Origin of the sequence: Kaistia hirudinis (genome assembly GCF_014196455.1) — a bacterium.
Classification (GTDB): domain Bacteria; phylum Pseudomonadota; class Alphaproteobacteria; order Rhizobiales; family Kaistiaceae; genus Kaistia; species Kaistia hirudinis.
Window position 1 is genome coordinate 593,586 of record NZ_JACIDS010000005.1, and the last position, 18,880, is coordinate 612,465.

Here is an 18,880-nt window from a genome sequence, read left to right on the forward strand (position 1 = left end):
GGATCGCGCGGCCTCAGCTCGTCTCCGGCGGGATGCCGAATGCCGGCACGTGGTGGCTGGCATAATGCGGCTCGGCATAGCCGTTCGGCTTCTGCCGCTTCGGCAGCTTAACCTTCTCGCGCGGGATCTTCTCATACGGGATCTTGGACAGGATGTGCGCGATGATCGACAGGCGCGCCCGCTTCTTGTCGTCGGATTGCGCGACATACCAGGGCGCCCATTCCGTATCGCTGGCCGCGAACATGAGATCGCGGGCGCGGGAATAGTCGTACCAGCGGCTGTAGGATTCGAGATCCATCGGCGAGAGCTTCCAGACCTTCTTGGGATCGTCGATGCGCGACTTGATGCGCCGCGTCTGCTCCTCCGGGCTGACCTCCAGCCAGTATTTGAGCAGGATGACGCCGGACTCGATGATCGCCCGCTCAACCGCGCCGACCACGGCGAGGAAACGATCCGACTGCTCCTCGGTGCAGAAGCCCATGACGCGCTCGACGCCGGCGCGATTGTACCAGGAGCGGTCGAAGATCACGATCTCGCCGGCCGCTGGCAGATGCGGCATGTAACGCTGGATATACATCTGCGATCTCTCGCGCTCCGTGGGCGGCGGCAGCGCGATCACGCGGAAGATGCGCGGGCTGACGCGCTCCATGATCGACTTGATCACGCCGCCCTTGCCGGCCGCATCGCGCCCCTCGAAGATGATGCAGACCTTGCCGCCGCTCTTCTGCAGCCATTGCTGCAAGCGCACCAGTTCGACCTGCAGCCGCTCCAGCTCCTTCTCATAGTCCTTGCGTCCGAGCTTCTCGATCGCTTCGCTCATTTCATCTGCCTCGCTGCTGCTGTCGTCCGGGCCGGCACCGCGGCGGCCATCGCGGGCGCGTCCGGCACGAAGGGGAGCCCCTCCTCGCCAGGCGCCAGGACCATCGCCGCATCATGCAGCCGCGTGATCACCACACTGTCGCGTCGCTCCGGATCCGTCACGGCGTAGAAGATCGCCCGCCGGAGCGCCCGTACCGGCTCATCGGGAAAGGCGGAACGGATCGATGCCGCGAGGCTCTCGCCGCTGGGGGCGTCTGCCGCCAATGCGTCGATCGCGATGGCCATCATCGCGATGCCGGGTTCGATCATGGCATTTCTCCTCCTCTGGGCCGGGTACGGTCCGTTGCCGGACGCGGCGCCTCCTCCTCCGCAGGGCGATCTTCGCCGTCCTTGCGCTCTTCCATGGCGTCCGTCGAGGCGGGTTCTTCCCGCACCGCACGACGCAACGTCGGATAGATCATCGGCGCCTCATCGCCGAACCCATGCTTCTCGGCCCACCGCAGCCACTCGGTTCGTCTGCCGGCGCCCTCCAGCAGGATGCCCCGAGAGGCGAGGACATCGCGCAGTTCCTGAAGCGCCAGGATGCCGCTCACATCGACCTTGGTGATCGGGATGAGATCGAGAACGACCCGGGCAACGCCGGCGCCCCGCGCATCCACCGCGGCAAGGACCGCCTTGCGGAAATGTCCGGTATTGAAGAAGACCAGCGGCCCGTTGAAGCGAACGACAACGAGCCCGGGCAGCGGACGCGCCGATTTGTGCCGCGACAGGGAATGAAAGCCCGGCAGCCCCTCGACCGTGCCGAGCACCTCGACGCGCGGCCGCGAGGTGAGCTGCACGAAGCGCAGCAGCGCGAGGATCACGGCGAGCAGCACCCCGCGGGTGACGCCCAGGCCGACGACGCCGAGCATGGCGAGCACCGAGATCGCGCCCTCGACCCGGTCGGCCCGGAAAATGAGGCGCAGGCTCTTCGCGTCGAACAGCGACAGTCCTGCGAACACCAGCACGGCGCCGAGCGCAGCGGTCGGAACGAAGCGCAGCGGTCCCGTCAGGAACAGGATGACGAAGCCGACCACAGCCGCGGCCACGAGGCCGGTCGCGTGCGTTCTCCCGCCATTGGCATCGCCGACGGCGGTGCGCGAATCCGCCCCGCTGACGGCAAAGCCCTGGGTCAGCCCGGAGACGATGTTGGCCGCCCCGAGCGCCGCGAACTCCTGGTCGGCATCGACTTCGTAGCTATTGCGCGAGGCGAAGGAACGGCAAGAGAAGATGAGGCTCGCATAGCTGACGAGCGCGACGCTCGCCGCGTCCGTGATGAGGCTCGGCAGATAGGCCGGATCCACCGCCGGGAAGGAGGGAAGCGGCAGACCGCCCGGCACGGCGCCCAGCGTCGCGACACCCATCCGCTCCAGCCCGAACGCAGCCACCGCTGCCGCCGCGAGCACCATGGCGACGATGCCAGCCGGCATGGCCGGGGCGAGGCGCGGGCCGAACCCGACCACCAGCAGGGCCGCGATACCGAGCGCGAGCGTCGCCGGGTTGGTCTCGCCGAGCCGGCCGGCGACCTCGAACACCACCGGCAGCAATCCGTGGCTCGCGACCGGAAAGCCCAACAGCTTGGCGGCCTGACCGAGCACAATGGTAATCGCGATACCGTTCAGCAGGCCGACCAGAATCGGCTTCGACAGGAAATCGGCCAGGGCGCCAAGGCGCAGGAAGCTCGCGAGGACGCAGATGAGACCGGCGATCAGCGTGAGCATGCCCGCGAGATGGGCGTAGAGCACCGTGTCGCCGGCGGCGAGTGGTGCGATCGAGGCCGCGATGACGGCGCAGGTTGCCGCGTCCGGCCCGACGATCAACTGGGGTGAACTGCCCAGCAGCGCATAGACGATCAGGGGAAAGAAGGACGCGTAGAGACCGTATTCGGGCCGGAAGCCGGCGAGTTCCGCATAGGAGATGCCGACGGGAATGGCGACGGCCGCAACGGCGAGCCCCGCGCGGACATCCGCGCCGATATTGGCGCGGTCATAGCGCATGAGGGCAGCAAGGCCCGGCGCGATGCGATCAAGCGAGGTTGCCGGGACACCGGGTCCCGGCAGGCCGCGCCGCACCGTGCCGGAAGCCGCGCTCATGCGGGAGCCTCCGCCTCTGCCTTCTGCTCGGGGCGTCTCAGGAGGCCCCGCGCGGGCCTGTCGGGCTGGCCGCGCTTCAGGCGATAGAGGGTCGAATAGAGCACCGGCACCAGCACCATGGTCAGGACCGTGCCATAGGTGAGGCCGGCCATGATCGTGACGGCGAGGCCGACCCAGAACACGTCCTGCAGCAGCGGGATGACGCCGAGCACGGTCGTGCCGGCGGCCAGCAGGACGGGTCGGAGGCGCGAGACGGCCGCCTCGATCGTCGCGTCATAGCGCGACAGGCCGTTAGCGAGGCCGGCATTGATCTCGTCGAGCAGAACGAGCCCGTTCTTGATCATCATGCCGGCAAGGCTCATCGCGGCGAGCAGCGCCACGAAGCCGAATGGCACGCCGGTGATCAGCAGGCCGAAGATCACGCCGGAAAGCGCGAACGGGATCGTCATCGCAATCACCAGCGGCGGGCGCAGCGCGTTGAACAGCGCGATCATGATGAAGACCGTGATCGCCAGCGCCGGCACCGCGCCCGGCAGCAGCGACGCCTGGCTCTTGGACGAGTTCTCCTGCTCGCCGCCCCATTCCACCGAATAGCCCGGCGGGAGCGCGAGCGTCTCGATCTTGGCCTTCACATCGGCATAGAGCGTCGGGAAGGTGAAGCCGAGCGCCGGATTGGCCTGGACGGTCAGAGTGCGCTTCCGATCATAGCGCGCGATCACCGATTCCTGCGGCGCGACCGGCACGCCATCGACCACCTGCGCCATCGGCACGCTCTTCGTGCTCGCCGCGCCGCGTACGGGCAGCACGTCGATGTCGCCCGGCCGTTCGCGCTCGTCATTCACATGGCGCATGACGATCGGCACGAGCTCATCGCCATCGCGGAAGAGCCCCATCGGCAAGCCGTCATAGGTGCGCCGCGTGGTGCGCGCGATGTCCTCGCGGGTGATGCCGGCCCAGCTAGCGCGCGCCGTATTGTATTCGGGACGAACCTCCAGAACCTTCTGGCGCCAGTCCGTCTGCATCAGCCCCGCATAGGGGCTCTGGCGGACGATGGCGAGCACCTCATTGCCGAGATTGCGCAGCACGGTCGGGTCGGCATTGCCCGGCCCGCTGATCCGGAGCTCGAACTTCCAGGTATCGCCCGGGCCGACGGTGAACTTGCGGATCGGGATCAGCGCGGTCGGGAAATTCTCCAGCACCCAGGGCTGGAGGTCGGCGATGATGCCGTCGATGTCCTTCATGTCATGGACATTGACGACGAGCTGGCCATAGGCCGGATTGGCGGCCTCCGGCTCGACGGGAAGATAGAAGCGCGGCGGTCCGGCGCCGACGAAGGTGGCGACCTCCGCGATGCGCGGATCGGCGCGCAGATGCGCATCGATCTTCTCGATATCCGCCGCCGTCCGCTCGATCCGCGTCCCTTCCGGCATCCAGTAGTCGACCATGAACTTCGTCATGGCGGCATCGGGGAAGAACAGCTTGGTGACGGACCCGAACGAGGCGAGAGAGGCGACCAGCACGACGACGGCGATGCCGATCGACACGAAGCGGAAGCGGATCGCAGTGTGCAGCAGGGCGCGGAAGCCGTTGAAGAAACGGTTGTCGAACGGATCGGCGCCGCTCGCGCCCTGCGGCTTCAGCATGCCCATGCATTGGAGCGGCGTGACGGTGACCGACAGGATCCACGACACCAGCAGCGAGATGGCGACGACCGAGAACAGCGTCGCGCAATATTCGCCCGCGCTCTCCTCCGAGGCGAAGATCGGATAGAAGGCCATCACCGCGATGATCGTCGCGCCGAGCAGCGGCATGGCCGGCTGGCTGGCGGATTCGATCGCCGCGTCGCGCGGCGCCATGCCTTTATTGATCCGCACCTGATAGCCGTCCGCGATGACGATCGCGTTGTCGACCATCATGCCGAGCGCGATGACCAGCGCGCCGAGCGACATGCGCTGCAGGTCGATGCCGAAGATCCCCATCATCAGGAACGTCGCCATCACCGTGAGGACGAGCGCCGTGCCGATCACCATGCCCATGCGCCAGCCGGACGGGATCGTCAGCACGGCGAGCACGATGATGATCGCCTCGATCAGGCTGATGAAGAAGCCGCTGACCGACTGGTCGATCGTGTCGGACTGCCAGTTCACCTTCTCGACGCCGATGCCGATCGGCAGATCGATCTGAAGCTCCGCAAGACGTTTGTCGACCGCCTGGCCGACCGTCACGACATTGGCGCCCGGCCGGTTGGTGATCGCGAGGCCGATGGCGGGCCGGCCGTTGAAATACATCAGCTGCGACGGCGGATCCTGATAGCCCTCGCGGATCACGCCGACATCGCGCATGCGGATGATCTCGTTCGCCCCGCCCGGCGACTGGCGGCTTGCCGATTGCAGCAGATCGAGCGCGGTCGGCTGCAAGGCGACATCGCCGATCTCGTCGACGACAGACAATGCGCCGGTCGGCGCGATGCGCAGCTGGCTGTCGTCGAGATAGAGCCGGCCGGCATCGACGACGGCATTCTGCGTTTCGAGGCTGCGGGCGATGGTCTGCTCGGAAATGCCGAGCTGGGCGAGCTGGCTCTGGCGCACATCGACGAAGACCTGCCGCTGCTGCACGCCCCAGAGGTCCACGCGGGCCACGCCGTCGACGAGGCTCAGCTCGCGCTTCAGATCGTCGGCATAGCTCTTGAGCTCGCTCGGCGAATAGCCGTCGCTGGTGACGGCGAGCAGCAGGCCGAACACGTCGCCGAAATCATCGATCACCAGGGGCTTGCCGGCACCGGGAGGCAATTGCCGCGAGGCCTCGTCGACGCGCGCCCGCACCTTGTCCCAGATGCCGGGAAGCTCTTCGGAGGAATAGGACGCCTTGATGTTGACCTTGATGCGCGACGAGCCGGCGCGCGAGAAGCTCTCCAGCGAATCGAGCTCCTTCAGCTTCTGCAGCGCGATCTCGATCTTGTCCGTGACCTCCTGCTCGACCTCCTCGGGGCTCGCGCCGGGATAGCTGGTCTGCACGATCGCGGTCTTGATCGTGAATTCCGGATCCTCGAGCTGGCCGAGCGAGAAGAAGGCCGCGAGGCCGCCAATGAGCAGCAGCGCCGCGCCGAACCATGTGACGGTGGCATTGTCGACCGCGGCGGAGACGATCTTCATGATGCGTCTCCGGCGGGCGCCTTGGCGGCCTCGGGAGCCTTCGGAAGGCGGACGATCTCGCCATCCGCCAGGCTGTTGGCGCCGGCCGAGACCACCCAGTCGCCGGGCTTCAGCCCGTCCTTGATCTCGATGCCGCCCTGCACGATGCGCCCGACCATGACGGGCCGCAGCGCCACCTTGCCAGACGCCGGATCGACGACCCAGACCGCCATGGCATCCTTGCCGGGCTCGAGCGGACGGATCGATGCCGGCGGCACCACCATCGCCGCCGTCGCACCGGCCGTATTGATGGCCGTCACGCGGAAATTGCCCGCCATGCCCGGCAGCACCAGGGCATCCTTGGGCTGCTGCATGCCGACGGTCACCGGGAAGGTGCGCGTCACCGCCGACGCCTCGGAACCGATCTCGACGATCTTGCCTTGAACAGGCACATCCGGAAACGCGTCGAAGCGCGCCTCCATGGTTTCGATACGGGGCACGAGCGAGATCAGCGTCTCCGGTATGTCGATCACGGCTTCGAGCGAATTGATGTCGACGACGCGGACGATCTGCTGCTGCGTCCGCACCTCCTCGAACGTCTCGGGATAGACCGCGACGACACGGCCGGCGAAGGGCGATTTCAGGACTGTGAGGTCGAGATCGATCCGCGCCCGGTCGAGCGCGGACTGGACCGAGGCGACGCGCGCTTCCGAACCCTGCTTCGCGCTGAGCGCATCGTCCCCGCGCGACTTCGGATAGGTGCCGCTCTTCACCAGCGGCATCACCCGGTCATACTGGTCCGTCTTGAGCTTGAGATCGGCCCGGGCATTGTCGAGATCGGCCGAAAGCCGCGTGACCTCGGCCTGATAGGGACTGGCATCGAGCGTCGCGACCACCGCGCCGGCTTCGATGTTCTGGCCGACCCGGGCGGGTAGCGTGAAGATCTGTCCGGGCACGCGGAAGGAGAGCACCGCCTCCCGCTCGGCCTTGGCGAGACCTTGAAACTGGCGCTGGCCGAGCTGCTCGGTCATGCCGACCTGAAAAGCCGAGACGAGGCGCGGCGGCGCCGCCGCCTTCTCGCCCTTATCGGAGCATCCGGCTGCGAGCAGCCCGAGCGCGAGCGTCAAGCCAAGCACAATGGCGCGGTTGCGAATGATCGCACCCGGCACCGGAGCGAGTAAATTAAGGTAAGGTTGCCGCACGATCAGCTCCGATCCCAAAAAAATACTGCAGGGTTCGCAAATATTCGTCGCTCGGCTCTCTGTACCAGAGCCCGGCGGTGTCACCGGATACCATCTCACCTCATCGGTTCGGAATCTAGAAGACATTGAGCCGGTCTGATTGATATACATCAACAAGCCGGTGGCACGGCTGAGCAAGTAATCTCCATCGGCGACGCAAGATGAGGGATGAAGCGGCGATGGCTGTCGTGCCGATTACCTATGACCGCGTTCTATCGATCATCGGCGACGTGTTGCGGATCGCATTGCCGCCGGAGACGCGCGAGGATCCATCGGGTCCGCGGTTCGGCGATCTGGCGCTGGTCCGCGAGGGCGATGCCGCGCCCCGGCTCGCCCAAGTCGTGAAGATCGCCGAGGGCGAAGCCTCGCTGCAGATCTTCCCCGGCGCCCGCGGCCTCTCGACGAGGGCGCGGACGCAGTTCCTCGGCCACCCGCCGCAAGTCCCCTTCTCCGCCAATATCCTGGGGCGCGTCTTCACCGGCGCCGGCGCCATCGCCGATGGCGGCCCCTCGCTCGATCAGGAGCCCGAGGTCGAGATCGCCGGCCCCTCGGCCAACCCGGCCCGCCGCGCCCTCGCCTCGCGCATGATCCGCACCAATGTGCCGATGATCGACGTCTTCAACTGCCTCGTCGAAAGCCAGAAGATCCCGATCTTCTCCACCTCGGGCGAGCCCTACGACACGCTCCTGGCGCGGATCGGCATCCAGGCAGATGCGGATGTCGTCGTCTTCGGCGGCCTCGGGCTGAAGTTCGACGATTACTGGCGCTTCCGCACCGCCTTCGAGGATGCCGGCGTGTTCGGCCGCACCATCATGTTCGTGAACCAGGCCTCCGATCCGGTGCTGGAGCGGCTGCTCGTGCCGGATCTCGCCCTCGCCGTCGCCGAGAAATTTGCGACCGAGGAGAAGAAGCGCGTCCTCGTGCTGCTGACGGACATGACCGCCTTTGCCGACGCGCTGAAGGAGGTCGGCATCGCGCTCGACCGCGTGCCCTCCAACCGCGGCTATCTCGGCGATCTCTATTCGCAGCTCGCCCGCCGCTACGAGAAGGCCGCGGTCTTTCCCGGCGCCGGCTCGGTCACGATCCTCTCGGTGACGACCATGCCGGGCGGCGACGTCACCCACCCGGTGCCGGACAATACCGGCTACATCACGGAGGGGCAGTTCTATCTCCGCGGCGGGCGCATCGATCCCTTCGGCTCGCTGTCGCGCCTCAAGCAGCACGTCATCGGCAAGGAGACGCGCGAGGACCACAGCGCGGTCATGAACACCATGATCCGCCTCTATTCCGGCGCCCGCGACGCGCAGCGCAAGCAGGCCATGGCCTTCGAGCTTTCCGATCTCGACCAGCGCTCGCTCAAATTCGGCGACCTGTTCGAGCGGCGCTTCATGGATCTTTCCGTCTCGATGCCGCTCGAGGAGGCGCTGGATCTCGGCTGGAAGACTATGGCCGAGTGCTTCGCGCCCGAGGAACTGCTCGTGCGCCAGGCGCTCCTCGACGAATACTTCCCCGCCGTCTCCAAGCCCGGCAAGGCAGAGGCCGCCTGAACCATGGCCCGCGTCCCGCTCAGCAAGTCGCAATTGCGCAAGGAGAAGGACAACCTCACCTCCTATCGCCGCTATTTGCCGGCGCTCGACCTGAAGCGCCAGCAATTGATGAGCGAGCGGGTACGGGCGGCGCGGATGATCGGCGATGCCGAAGCGAAAGTCGCCGGCGCGGCGAAGGCCGCAGGCGACGCGCTGCCCATGCTCGCGGACGAACGCATCGACGTCAGCGGGCTGGTGACGCTGGGCGAAGTCCGCTTCGGCGTCGAGAACGTCGCCGGCATCCGCCTGCCGGTCATCGAGCAGCTGGAGATCATCCAGAAGCCCTATGGCCGCATGGTGCGCCCGCATTGGGTCGATGCGGTGGTCGCGCGCCTCGCCGAGGCGATCCGCCTCCGGATCGAGGTCGACATCGCCAAGAAGCGCCTCGCGATCCTCGAAAAGGCGGTCGCGACGATCACGCAGCGCGTCAATCTCTTCGACAAGGTGCTGATCCCAGAGGCCGAGGCGAATATCCGCCGCATCAATGTCTATCTCGGCGACAATGAGCGTGCCGCCGTCGTCGCCGGCAAGATCGCCAAGCGCAGCCGCACGGCTGCGGGAGGCGCGCGATGAGCATCGTCCCCATGAAGCGGGTCGCCGTCTGCGGCCCCCTGCCGGAGAAGGAGGCGACGCTCGAAGCACTGCAGCGGCTCGGCGTGCTACACCTGATCCCGCTCAAGGTCGCCGATCCCCTCGCCCCGACCGACGCCGCCGAGCGCAACCGCGCGCGGACCGCCTTCCGCCATATCGCCGATTCACCCGAGCAGCGACGCTACTACCGCCCCGGCAGGACATTCGACCTCGCCGCCGTGGTTGCGAAGATCAACGAGAACCGCCGTCACCTGCGCCGCCTCTCGGACCTTCGCGACGATCTCGTCCACCGTATCGCGGATGTCGCGATCTGGGGCGACATCGTCTTCCCGCCGATCGATGCGCTCGGCCGCGAACGGCTCTGGTTCTATGTGCTGCCGCTCAAGGAGCGCCGGGCGCTCGACGCGGTGGAGCTGCCATGGGCGATCGTTGGCCGCGACACGACGCATCTCTTCGTCGTGGTCATCCATCCCGACGAGCCGCCCGCCAGCCTGCTGCCCGTCCCGCGCACCCATTTCGGCGCCAAGCCGCTGCACGCGCTCCGGGCCGAACTCGAAGAGACGGAGATCGCGCTCGACAAGGCGAAGGCGGAGCGCGGCGAGCTGACCCGCTGGCGCCTGCTGCTCGGCGCGGAACTAGCCGAAGCGGAGGATGCCGACGAGCGGCGCGACGTCGCCGGCCGCACGCTCGACACGGACGGGCTGTTCGCCGTGCAGGGCTGGGCACCAGCGGAAAGCGCCGCGGCGATCGAAGCGCTGGCGGAGGAGCGGCGGCTCGCGGTGCTGGTCGAGACGCCGACGGTGAATGACCGCCCGCCGACGCTGCTGCGGCCGAAGGACGATCGCCTGGGCGGCGGCGCGGACCTCACCTATTTCTACACGACGCCCGCCTATGGCGCCTGGGACCCGAGCTTCGTCGTCTTCACCTCCTTCGCGATCTTCTTCGCGATGATCATGGCCGACGCCGGCTATGCGGTCGTGATCGGCCTGATCACCGCCTGGTTCTGGCGCAGGATGGGGGAGACAGCGTCCGGACAGCGCATGCGCGTCATGCTGGCGGTCATCGCCGGCGCATCGCTCATCTATGGCGTGCTGGCGGGCTCCTATTTCGGCGTCGCCCCACGAGCGGGCAGCCTCCTCGCCAAGATCGCCATCGTCCACATCACCAATTTCGACGAGATGATGAAGCTCTCCGTCGTGATCGGCGCCGTGCATGTCGGCATCGCGCTCGCCGCGACTGCCTGGCTCGCCCGGAGCAGCCTCAGGGCGCTGGTGCCGATCGGCTGGCTCGCCGTCATCCTCGGCGGCTTGATGCTGTGGCTCGGCGCGGGGAGCCTCAACCATGGCGGCGGCGCCTTCGTCGGTGCGGGCCTCGCCTCCGTCTTCGTCGGCTCAGCCACCGCGCGGCCGGCCAAAACGGCCACCGACTGGCTGCTCTGCGTCGCCGACGGCTTCATGGGCCTGACGAGCATCACCAAGCTCTTCGGCGACATATTGAGCTATCTGCGCCTGTTCGCGCTCGGCCTCGCCAGCGCCTCGCTCGCCGAGACCTTCAACGGCATGGCGAGCGGCCTGCAATTCTCGCGGCCGGGCCTCGGCCTGCTCGCGGCGATCCTGATCCTCGCCTTCGGCCACGCCATCAACTTCGTGATCGGCATCATGGGCGGCGTCGTCCATGGGCTGCGCCTCAACTACATCGAATTCTTCGGCTGGGGCCTCTCGGAAGAGGGCTATCCGTTCCGCGCATTCGCCAAGAGGGAGATCCCCGAATGAACGAGCTCATGGTCATTCTCGGCTGGCTGGGCGTGTTCGCGCCGGTCGGCCTCGGCGCGATCGGCAGCGCCATCGGCGTCACCATCGCCGGCCAGGCCGCCATCGGGGCGATGCTGGAGACCGACAGCGGCTATGGCCGCTTCGTCGGCGTGGCGGCGATCCCCTCCTCGACCGTCATCTACGGCATCGTCGTCATGTTCTCGCTGCAGCGGACGATCACGCCGGAAAACGGCGCCGGCCTGTTCGGCATCGGCATCCTGACCGGGCTCGCCCTCGCCTATGCGTCCGTCTGGCAGGGCAAGGCCTGCGCCAGTGCCATCGCCGCCTCGAAGAGCAAGCCGGAAATCTTCGGCCTCTCGCTCGCCCCGGCGGCGATCGTCGAGGGCTTCGCCGTCTTCACCTTCGTCTTCGCGCTGGTGCTCGCCGGCAACATCAAGGGCTGAGGAGGCAGACATGGCCGCCGACGGCAGCGTTCAGAAGACAGAATCCGGCGTCCAGGCGCTGATCGCCCGGCTGCGCGACCAGGGCGTCACCGCCGGCAAGACCGAGGCCGAGCGGCTGGTCGCGGGCGCGGAAGCCGAAGCGCGAACGATCATCGAGAAGGCCGAAGCCGAGGCGAAGGCGAAGATCGATGCGGCACGCAAGCAGGCCGACGCCTTCCAGCGGGCGGGCGAGGACGCGCTGAAGCAAGCCGCGCGCGACGTCACGCTCCAGCTCAAGGAGCGCCTGACCCGCCGCCTCGCCGACGAGGTCGGCAAGGCCATTGCCGGCGCCATGCGCGACGAGGAAATGCTGAAGCGCATGATCCTGACCCTGGTTGGCCGCGTGCGCGAGGAGAGCGGCGTCGACGCCTCCGCCGATGTCGAACTGCTGCTGCCGCGCAGCGTGGTCGGCCTCGATGATCTCCGCCGCAAGCCCGAGGAATTGCACGCCGGCACGCTCACCCATTTCGTCGCCGCCTTCACGGCCGACATGCTGCGCGACGGCGTCCGCTTCGGCCGCGCCGACGACCCCGATGGCGGCATCCGCATCGTCATGGCCGATCGCGGCATCTCGATCGACGTGACCGACAAGGCCGTCGCCGACGCGCTGCTCGTGCACATGCAGCCCCGCTTCCGCGCCCTGCTCGAAGGCGTCGTCACATGAGACCGATCGCCGATCGCTACGTCATGCTGATGGCGAGCCTGCCCTCGATCCGGCTGCTCGGCGAGAAGGAACTGCCGATCAATCCGGCCCGGCTCGCCGAGCGGTTGAAGCTGCTGGAGCCGGACGACCGGACCGAACTGGAGGCGATCGCCGCGATCCTGTCGTGGAACCGCATCGATACGGGCGAGGACGATGCGGCCTATATGGCGCGTGCGGAGCGCACGCTTGCCGCGATCCGCAGCGCCACGCTGCGCGCCGCGGCCCTCGAAAGGCTGGAGATCCGCACGGTGATCGCGGCGCTCCGCCGCCGCCATGCCGGCGAGCCGGCACCGGCCCAGGGCACGCTCTGGGGCATCGGCCGCCAGGTCGAAACGATCCGCCGTAACTGGAGCCAGCCCGATTTCGGTCTCGGCCACCAGATGCCCTGGATCGGTCCGGCCCGGGAGAAGCTCGAATCCGGCGACAGCGCCGGTCTCGAACGGCTCATCCTCGACACGACCTGGCGCGCCGCCGGGCGGCACGAATTCGGCCATGAGTTCGATTTCGAGGCCGTCGTCTTCTACCTGATGCGCTGGCAGCTGGCCGATCGCTGGGCGCGCTATGACGCCGACGCCGCCGCGGCGCGCTTCGCGCAGCTTCTGGAAGCCGCGCTTCCGAAGTCGCAAGCCTATGAGGACGCAGCATGACCGCAGCCCCCACCGCACGGATCACGGCCGTCCAGGAGGACATCGTGCGCCTCCGGCTCGACGACGCGCAGAACGGACGCCTCGTGAAGAACGAGGTCATCTACATCGTTCCGGCGCGGGCGCCGGACCAGCGGCTGAAGGCGGAGGTGCTGCGGGTCGAGAGCGACGAGGCGGACGCGCAGGTCTTCGAGAGCACGGGCGGCGTCGGCCTCGGCGATCGCGTCGAGCAATCGGGACGGCTGCTCTCCGTCAAGCTCGGCCCCGGCCTGCTCGGCCGCGTCTATGACGGGCTGCAGAACCCTCTGGAGGCGCTCGCCGTCGGTCATGGCGTGTTCCTGCCGCGCGGCGTCGAGGCGCCCGGCCTCGATCCCGCCGTCAAATGGTCCTTCACGGCCACGCGGCGCTCCGGCGACAAGGTGCGCGGCGGCGACGCGATCGGCACGGTTCCCGAAGGGCCGATCACCCACAAGATCATGGTGCCCTTCGATCTCGACGACACGTTCGAGATCACCTGGATCCGCGACGGCGCCGTGACGGTCGACGAGCCGGTGGCGCGACTCAAGGCCGCCTCCGGCGCCGAGCGCGAGATCCGTCTCGCGCAGGACTGGCCGGTGCGCGAGCCGCTGCCGCGCCGGATCATCCGTGCCGGCTTCTCGCAGCGCCGCTTCCCCGACAGTCCGATGATCACCAAGCAGCGGATCGTCGACGTCTTCTTCCCGATCGCGCAGGGCGGCGCGGCCTGCATTCCCGGCCCGTTCGGTGCCGGCAAGACGGTGCTGCTCAACCTGATCGCGCGCCATTCCGACGTCGATGTCGTGGTGCTGGTCGCCTGCGGCGAGCGGGCCGGCGAGGTCGTCGAGACCATCACCGAATTTCCGCGCCTCAAGGATCCGCGCACGGGCGGCTCGCTGATGGACCGCACGGTCATCATCTGCAACACCTCGTCCATGCCGGTCGCCTCGCGCGAGGCCTCGATCTACACCGGCATCGCGATCGGCGAATATTATCGGCAGATGGGGCTCCGCACGCTCGTCATCGCGGATTCAACCTCGCGCTGGGCGCAGGCGATGCGCGAAACCTCCGGGCGCCTCGAGGAGATTCCCGGCGAGGAGGCGTTCCCCGCCTATCTCGACAGCTCGATCAAGAGCGTCTACGAGCGCGCCGGCGTCGTCGAGACCAATGACGGCTCGGTCGGCGCTCTGACCATCATCGGCTCCGTCTCGCCGGCCGGCGGCAATTTCGAGGAGCCGGTGACGCAGTCGACGCTGGCGGCCGTCACCTGCTTCCTCGGCCTCTCCTATGACCGCGCCTACAAGCGCTTCTATCCGGCGATCGATCCGCTGCTGTCCTGGTCGCGCTATCGCGGCCAGCTCGCCGCTTGGACCGCGAAGAACCTGGCGCCCGACTGGACCGAGCGGGTCGACGCGATGACCGCCCTCCTCCAGCGCGGCGACGAGGTCGCGCGGATGGAGCAGGTGACCGGCGAGGAAGGCATCAGCCTCGAGGATTTCGTGGCAGCCGAGGCGGCGCGCTTCCTCGACATGGTGTTCCTGCAGCAGGACGCCTTCGACGATATCGACCAGGCGGCGCCGATCGAGCGGCAGCAGGCCATGTTCGACCGCGTCCATCACCTCGCGACACGGCGCTACGCCTTCGCCGACAAGGAAGCGGCGCGCCAGCATTTCACCAAGCTCGCCGGATTGTTCAAGAACCTCAACTATGCCGCGCCCGGCTCGGGGGACGAGGCGCGGCTGATCGCAGATCTGGAGGCACTCGACAAGTCGGCGCCCTGACGCGCCGGCCGGGAGTGCCCTTATGAAGAGGAGGCAACGATGAGAGCCCTTTTTGCGATCCTGATCCTGTCGATCGCCCTGCCGAGCCTGGCCAGTTGCACCTATGATCCGAACTCCCCGGCGCTCCGCGCCATGGAGGCACCCAACGCCTGCGGCCCCGGCGGCACCAAGGCCCGCGAGCAATGCTCGCATGGGCGCTGAATGTCGGGCCACCACACCTGACCGCACGTCGCACGATCTGATCGCACGCCCATACGCGGCGAAACCACGAGTCCGCGCCCGCTTCGGGAGCAGAATGTTCGCAGACGCCGTAGCGCCCATACCTAGCTCGGAACGATGGCGGCCAGCCGGCGCGATCGTCGCCCTCAACCCGCGATCATCATGCCGCGAAAGCGCCCTTAGCCGGCTCTACGCAACCGCGTAAGGCCGTGCTATTGCCTTGCGCAACGGCAGTCGGGGCCAACCGATTGCAACCTTTACGAGAGACGCCATGAGCCACCCCACGCGCCGCGACACTCTGGTCACGATCCTCGCCGCCATGGCCGCGGCCGCCCTTCCCTCCGCCGGCCATGCAGCCGAGGAGGACAAGGGGCTCGCCTTCGGTCCGGCGGAGCCGTTCTCCTTCGATACGCTGAAGGCGATGGCGGCCGAGAATGCCCGCAAGCCCTGGGTGAATGCGCGCTCGCCCTATGGCGCGATCCTCGACAAGATCGACTACGACAATTTCCAGGCGATCGTCTTCAATAAGGACTACGCGCTCTGGGGCGACGGCAAGGGCGGCGCGCCGATCCAGCTGTTCCATCTCGGCAAGTATTTCCAGGAGCCGTGCCTGATCTACGCCGTCGAGGACGGCAAGGCGCGCGAGATCCTCTACCGGCAGCGTTATTTCGACTTTCCGGCCAAACACCCGGCGCACCAGCTTCCCGACGATATCGGCTTCTCCGGCTTCCGCGTTGAGGCGCCCTCGCAGAAGACCGACTGGCTCGCCTTCCTCGGCGCCTCCTATTTCCGCTCCTCCGGCGCGCTGGACCAATACGGCCTTTCCGCACGCGGCATCGCCATCGATACGGCCCTGCCCGACGCGACGGAAGAATTCCCGCGCTTCTCGCATTTCTGGCTGGAGCGCATTGCGGGGGTCGAGGACAAGGTCATTATCTACTGCCTGCTCGACGGCCCCAGCATCACCGGCGCGTACAAGATGGTCGCCTCGAAGGACAAGACGGTCCTGATCGACGTCGACTGCTCGCTCTATCCGCGCAAGCCCATCAAGCGGCTCGGCGTCGCACCGCTCACCTCGATGTACTGGTACTCCGAGACGATCCGGAAGCGGGCGATCGACTGGCGGCCGGAGGTGCATGATTCCGACGGCCTCGCCATGTGGACCGGCACGGGCGAGCGCATCTGGCGCCCGCTCAACAATCCGCCGTCCGTCTCGACGAATGCGTTCCTCGATTCCGGCATTCGCGGCTTCGGCCTGCTGCAGCGCGACCGCGACTTCGCGCATTATCAGGACGACGGCGTCTTCTATGACCGGCGCGCCAGCGTCTGGATCGAGCCGAAGGGCGACTGGGGCAAGGGCCAGGTGCAACTCGTCGAGATCCCGACCGATCGCGAGATCGACGACAACATCGTCGTCTACTGGGTGCCGGACGAGGTCGTGGCGCCCGGCGCGAAGCTCGATTTCGCCTATCGGCTCTATTGGGGCGCCGACGAGCCGTTCCCGGCGGATCTCGGCCGCGTGGTTGGAACCTATGTCGGTGTCGGCGGCATTCCCGGCCAGCCCCGGCCGCCGGGCGCGGTGCGCTTCGTGATCGATTTCCGCGGCGAGGCGGTCGCCAGCCTCAAGCGCGGCGACGGAACGCCGGAGATCACGCTTTCCCGCGGCAAGGTCTCGCTCGCCGACGCCTATCCGGTCGTCGCCGGCGAGCCCGGCCTCTACCGCGCCTTCTTCGACACGGTCGTCGAGGGCAACGAGCCGCTGGATATGCGCCTCTTCGTGCGCGGCAAGGATGGCAGGGCGCTCACCGAGACCTGGCTCTACCAGTATTTCCCGGCGCAGAGCCCGGTTTGAGGCCGAAGGCATCTCGGAAGGCGCTCTGACGATAATGCCACGCGCCCCCGGTTGCGGTAGAAGCTGAAACGACTTCCGGGAGTCGTCCCGGCAGTCGACACCGCTGATGGGAATCGCAGATGCGCGCGCATGGCATGATGAACCCGGCCGAGGGCATGGCTTGGCGCGAAGGCGACCGTGCGCAGCAGCGCGCGACGCGCGACGCCCTGTCGGAACTGGTCGAGCGGAACGCCGAGCACCTCGCCGATGCCTTCTACGCCGCCCTGCTCGACGACCAGGAGGCGCGTTCGTTTCTCAGCCACGAGATCGTCCAGACCAGGCTGAAGACGTCGCTGGCGGCCTGGCTGCGCGACCTCTTTTCCGACGCCGCGCCGGCCGATCGCGAGGCCTATGGGCAGAAGCAGCGCAAGATCGGTGCGATCCATGCGCGCAGCAAGATCCCCTTCCGCCTCGTCCTCATGGGCGCCGCCGTGCTGCGCACGCGCCTGGTCGATCTCATCCGCACCTCTCCGGGAACGTTCGAGGAGCGGTTCACCCGTCTCGCCACGGCCGTCGAGCAGATCGAGCAGTCGCTCGCGCTGATGAGCGATTCGCAGGCCGCCGCCACCGAGACGCGGGCACGGCAGGACGAGGCCTATCGCCTGTTTTCGCTCGACCAGGACGTCAATCTCGAACGCGAGAGCCAGCGCGCCAGCCTGATGCAATGGGCGCAGGCGACGCTGTTCCAGCTCCTCGATGACGTCGACGTCCCGGCGCTGCAGCCGCTCGCAGGCTCCCCCTTCGGGTTCTGGATCCGCCATCGGGCCGGCATCATGTTCGAGCATGCGCCCGAACTCCAGTCGATCACCGAGGCGATGGAGCGGATCGACGGCCGCATCCTGCCGCGCATCGCCGGCGGTGACCCGGCGGTCCGGACGGGCCTCTTCAAGGAACTGAAGACGGCCGTCGACGAGATCGCCTTCTTGCTCGGCGAGATGTTCCAACGCCTCGTCGCGATGGAGAATGGCCGCGATCCGCTCACGCGCGTCCTGAACAGGCGGTTCCTGTCGTCGATCCTGTCGCGAGAGATCGGCTACGCGAACACGCACGATACGACGCTGTCGCTGCTCATCCTCGACATCGACCATTTCAAGCGGCTGAACGACACCTATGGCCATCAGGCCGGCGACCAGATTCTGCGGCAGGTCGCCGAAGTGCTGATGGACAGCGTTCGCCCGAGTGATTTCCTATTCCGCTATGGCGGCGAGGAATTCCTGATCGTCCTGGTCGAGGTCGACTGCGCCGGCGCGGCGGCAATCGCCGAGCGGATCCGTGCCACGATCGATGCAAGAGAGTTCAAGGCGGGCGAGAGCAAGCCGCACATAACGGTGTCGGCGGGCGTCGCGCAGCATGCGGGGCATCCCGACCCCGAGTTCCTGATCGAGCGTGCCGACGACGCGCTCTATCACGCCAAGGATGCGGGCCGGAACCGCGTGCACAGCGCGGCCTGAGGCACGTCGCGCTGCTCCCGCGTCACGCGATCGTGTCGGCCTCGCCGGGGCGGGCGGCCGCCCAGGTAAGGAGCGCGTCGAGCGCCGGGCACAGCGCCTGTCCCCAATCGGTCAGGCAATACTCCACCTTGGGCGGAACCTGATGATGAACGATGCGGCGGACGATTCCGTCCGTCTCCATCTGGCGCAATTGCTGGATCAGCATCTTCTGCGAGATCGCCGGAATATCCCGCTCCAGCTCGGAGAAGCGCTTCACCTGTCCGCCGAACAGATGAAACAGGATGACCAGCTTCCAGCGCCCTTCGAGGATGCGCAGCACGTTCTCGACGCCCGCGGCGCCCGCGCTCGGCGTGGGGTACAGGTCCTTACTTTTTGGTAAGTACCTTACTTTTTCGTCAGTTCTTGTCATAAACTCAGCCTAC

The 18,880-nt window shown here is 67.3% G+C and carries 16 protein-coding genes; 10 read left to right on the forward strand and 6 right to left on the reverse strand.

From position 1 onward, the window contains the following. Positions 1-13: 13 nt before the first annotated feature. From ppk2 to GGR25_RS21400, 5 genes are read right to left on the reverse strand one after another with little or no spacing between them, the layout of a single operon-like run. Entirely contained in the window at positions 14-820 is an 807-nt protein-coding gene (gene ppk2, locus GGR25_RS21380; protein WP_183400891.1) for a polyphosphate kinase 2, read from the reverse strand. After that, positions 817-1,128 carry a hypothetical protein gene (locus tag GGR25_RS21385; RefSeq protein ID WP_183400892.1) on the reverse strand — a complete coding sequence of 104 codons (312 nt, stop codon included), beginning with the start codon at positions 1,126-1,128 and terminating at the stop codon, positions 817-819. Before GGR25_RS21385 ends, ppk2 begins: the two co-directional genes overlap by 4 nt. Further along, positions 1,125-2,951 carry a SulP family inorganic anion transporter gene (locus GGR25_RS21390; RefSeq protein ID WP_183400893.1) on the reverse strand — a complete coding sequence of 609 codons (1,827 nt, stop codon included), beginning with the start codon at positions 2,949-2,951 and terminating at the stop codon, positions 1,125-1,127. Before GGR25_RS21390 ends, GGR25_RS21385 begins: the two co-directional genes overlap by 4 nt. Next, positions 2,948-6,103 carry an efflux RND transporter permease subunit gene (locus GGR25_RS21395; protein WP_183400894.1) on the reverse strand — a complete coding sequence of 1,052 codons (3,156 nt, stop codon included), beginning with the start codon at positions 6,101-6,103 and terminating at the stop codon, positions 2,948-2,950. The genes GGR25_RS21390 and GGR25_RS21395 overlap by 4 nt, the downstream gene beginning before the upstream one ends. After that, a complete protein-coding gene (locus tag GGR25_RS21400; protein WP_183400895.1) occupies positions 6,100-7,209 on the reverse strand; it encodes an efflux RND transporter periplasmic adaptor subunit in 1,110 nt (369 codons plus the stop codon). The genes GGR25_RS21395 and GGR25_RS21400 overlap by 4 nt, the downstream gene beginning before the upstream one ends. Before the next feature lie 293 nt (positions 7,210-7,502). Here GGR25_RS21400 and GGR25_RS21405 point away from each other — a divergent pair, with 293 nt between their 5' ends. The 10 genes from GGR25_RS21405 (at position 7,503) to GGR25_RS21450 (ending at position 18,458) form a co-directional block, all read left to right on the forward strand. Further along, a complete protein-coding gene (locus tag GGR25_RS21405) occupies positions 7,503-8,870 on the forward strand; it encodes a V-type ATP synthase subunit B (protein WP_183400896.1) in 1,368 nt (455 codons plus the stop codon). A gap of 3 nt (positions 8,871-8,873) precedes the next feature. Further along, positions 8,874-9,482, forward strand: a complete 609-nt coding sequence (locus GGR25_RS21410; protein WP_183400897.1) for a V-type ATP synthase subunit D — start codon at positions 8,874-8,876, stop codon at positions 9,480-9,482. Further along, entirely contained in the window at positions 9,479-11,272 is a 1,794-nt protein-coding gene (locus tag GGR25_RS21415; protein ID WP_183400898.1) for a V-type ATP synthase subunit I, read from the forward strand. The genes GGR25_RS21410 and GGR25_RS21415 overlap by 4 nt, the downstream gene beginning before the upstream one ends. After that, on the forward strand, positions 11,269-11,715 hold the full coding sequence (locus tag GGR25_RS21420) for an ATP synthase subunit C (RefSeq protein WP_104217196.1): 447 nt from the start codon (positions 11,269-11,271) through the stop codon (positions 11,713-11,715). The genes GGR25_RS21415 and GGR25_RS21420 overlap by 4 nt, the downstream gene beginning before the upstream one ends. A gap of 10 nt (positions 11,716-11,725) precedes the next feature. After that, the gene (locus tag GGR25_RS21425; protein ID WP_183400899.1) at positions 11,726-12,418 is read left to right on the forward strand and encodes a hypothetical protein; all 693 of its coding nucleotides are present in this window, start codon (positions 11,726-11,728) and stop codon (positions 12,416-12,418) included. Further along, positions 12,415-13,104: a DUF2764 family protein gene (locus tag GGR25_RS21430; protein ID WP_183400900.1), complete on the forward strand. Its 690-nt coding sequence runs from the start codon at positions 12,415-12,417 to the stop codon at positions 13,102-13,104. Before GGR25_RS21425 ends, GGR25_RS21430 begins: the two co-directional genes overlap by 4 nt. Further along, the gene (locus GGR25_RS21435) at positions 13,101-14,897 is read left to right on the forward strand and encodes a V-type ATP synthase subunit A (RefSeq protein WP_183400901.1); all 1,797 of its coding nucleotides are present in this window, start codon (positions 13,101-13,103) and stop codon (positions 14,895-14,897) included. Before GGR25_RS21430 ends, GGR25_RS21435 begins: the two co-directional genes overlap by 4 nt. A gap of 39 nt (positions 14,898-14,936) precedes the next feature. Then, positions 14,937-15,098 carry a hypothetical protein gene (locus GGR25_RS21440; RefSeq protein ID WP_183400902.1) on the forward strand — a complete coding sequence of 54 codons (162 nt, stop codon included), beginning with the start codon at positions 14,937-14,939 and terminating at the stop codon, positions 15,096-15,098. Positions 15,099-15,387: 289 nt separating this feature from the next. Beyond that, on the forward strand, positions 15,388-16,968 hold the full coding sequence (locus tag GGR25_RS21445) for an OpgD/OpgG family glucan biosynthesis protein (RefSeq protein ID WP_183400903.1): 1,581 nt from the start codon (positions 15,388-15,390) through the stop codon (positions 16,966-16,968). Positions 16,969-17,087: 119 nt separating this feature from the next. After that, on the forward strand, positions 17,088-18,458 hold the full coding sequence (locus tag GGR25_RS21450) for a GGDEF domain-containing protein (protein WP_183400904.1): 1,371 nt from the start codon (positions 17,088-17,090) through the stop codon (positions 18,456-18,458). 22 nt (positions 18,459-18,480) lie between these two features. On the opposite strand, the gene GGR25_RS21455 is transcribed toward GGR25_RS21450, so the two are convergent. Continuing rightward, entirely contained in the window at positions 18,481-18,867 is a 387-nt protein-coding gene (locus GGR25_RS21455; protein WP_183400905.1) for a winged helix-turn-helix transcriptional regulator, read from the reverse strand. Positions 18,868-18,880 lie beyond the last annotated feature (13 nt).

Coding starts and splice junctions, on each gene's coding strand:
- ppk2 (WP_183400891.1), bottom strand. CDS start 820: ATGAGCGAAGCGATCGAGAAGCTCGGACGCAAGGACTATGAGAAGGAG.
- GGR25_RS21385 (WP_183400892.1), bottom strand. CDS start 1,128: ATGATCGAACCCGGCATCGCGATGATGGCCATCGCGATCGACGCATTG.
- GGR25_RS21390 (WP_183400893.1), bottom strand. CDS start 2,951: ATGAGCGCGGCTTCCGGCACGGTGCGGCGCGGCCTGCCGGGACCCGGT.
- GGR25_RS21395 (WP_183400894.1), bottom strand. CDS start 6,103: ATGAAGATCGTCTCCGCCGCGGTCGACAATGCCACCGTCACATGGTTC.
- GGR25_RS21405 (WP_183400896.1), top strand. CDS start 7,503: ATGGCTGTCGTGCCGATTACCTATGACCGCGTTCTATCGATCATCGGC.
- GGR25_RS21410 (WP_183400897.1), top strand. CDS start 8,874: ATGGCCCGCGTCCCGCTCAGCAAGTCGCAATTGCGCAAGGAGAAGGAC.
- GGR25_RS21415 (WP_183400898.1), top strand. CDS start 9,479: ATGAGCATCGTCCCCATGAAGCGGGTCGCCGTCTGCGGCCCCCTGCCG.
- GGR25_RS21420 (WP_104217196.1), top strand. CDS start 11,269: ATGAACGAGCTCATGGTCATTCTCGGCTGGCTGGGCGTGTTCGCGCCG.
- GGR25_RS21425 (WP_183400899.1), top strand. CDS start 11,726: ATGGCCGCCGACGGCAGCGTTCAGAAGACAGAATCCGGCGTCCAGGCG.
- GGR25_RS21430 (WP_183400900.1), top strand. CDS start 12,415: ATGAGACCGATCGCCGATCGCTACGTCATGCTGATGGCGAGCCTGCCC.
- GGR25_RS21435 (WP_183400901.1), top strand. CDS start 13,101: ATGACCGCAGCCCCCACCGCACGGATCACGGCCGTCCAGGAGGACATC.
- GGR25_RS21440 (WP_183400902.1), top strand. CDS start 14,937: ATGAGAGCCCTTTTTGCGATCCTGATCCTGTCGATCGCCCTGCCGAGC.
- GGR25_RS21445 (WP_183400903.1), top strand. CDS start 15,388: ATGAGCCACCCCACGCGCCGCGACACTCTGGTCACGATCCTCGCCGCC.
- GGR25_RS21450 (WP_183400904.1), top strand. CDS start 17,088: ATGCGCGCGCATGGCATGATGAACCCGGCCGAGGGCATGGCTTGGCGC.
- GGR25_RS21455 (WP_183400905.1), bottom strand. CDS start 18,867: ATGACAAGAACTGACGAAAAAGTAAGGTACTTACCAAAAAGTAAGGAC.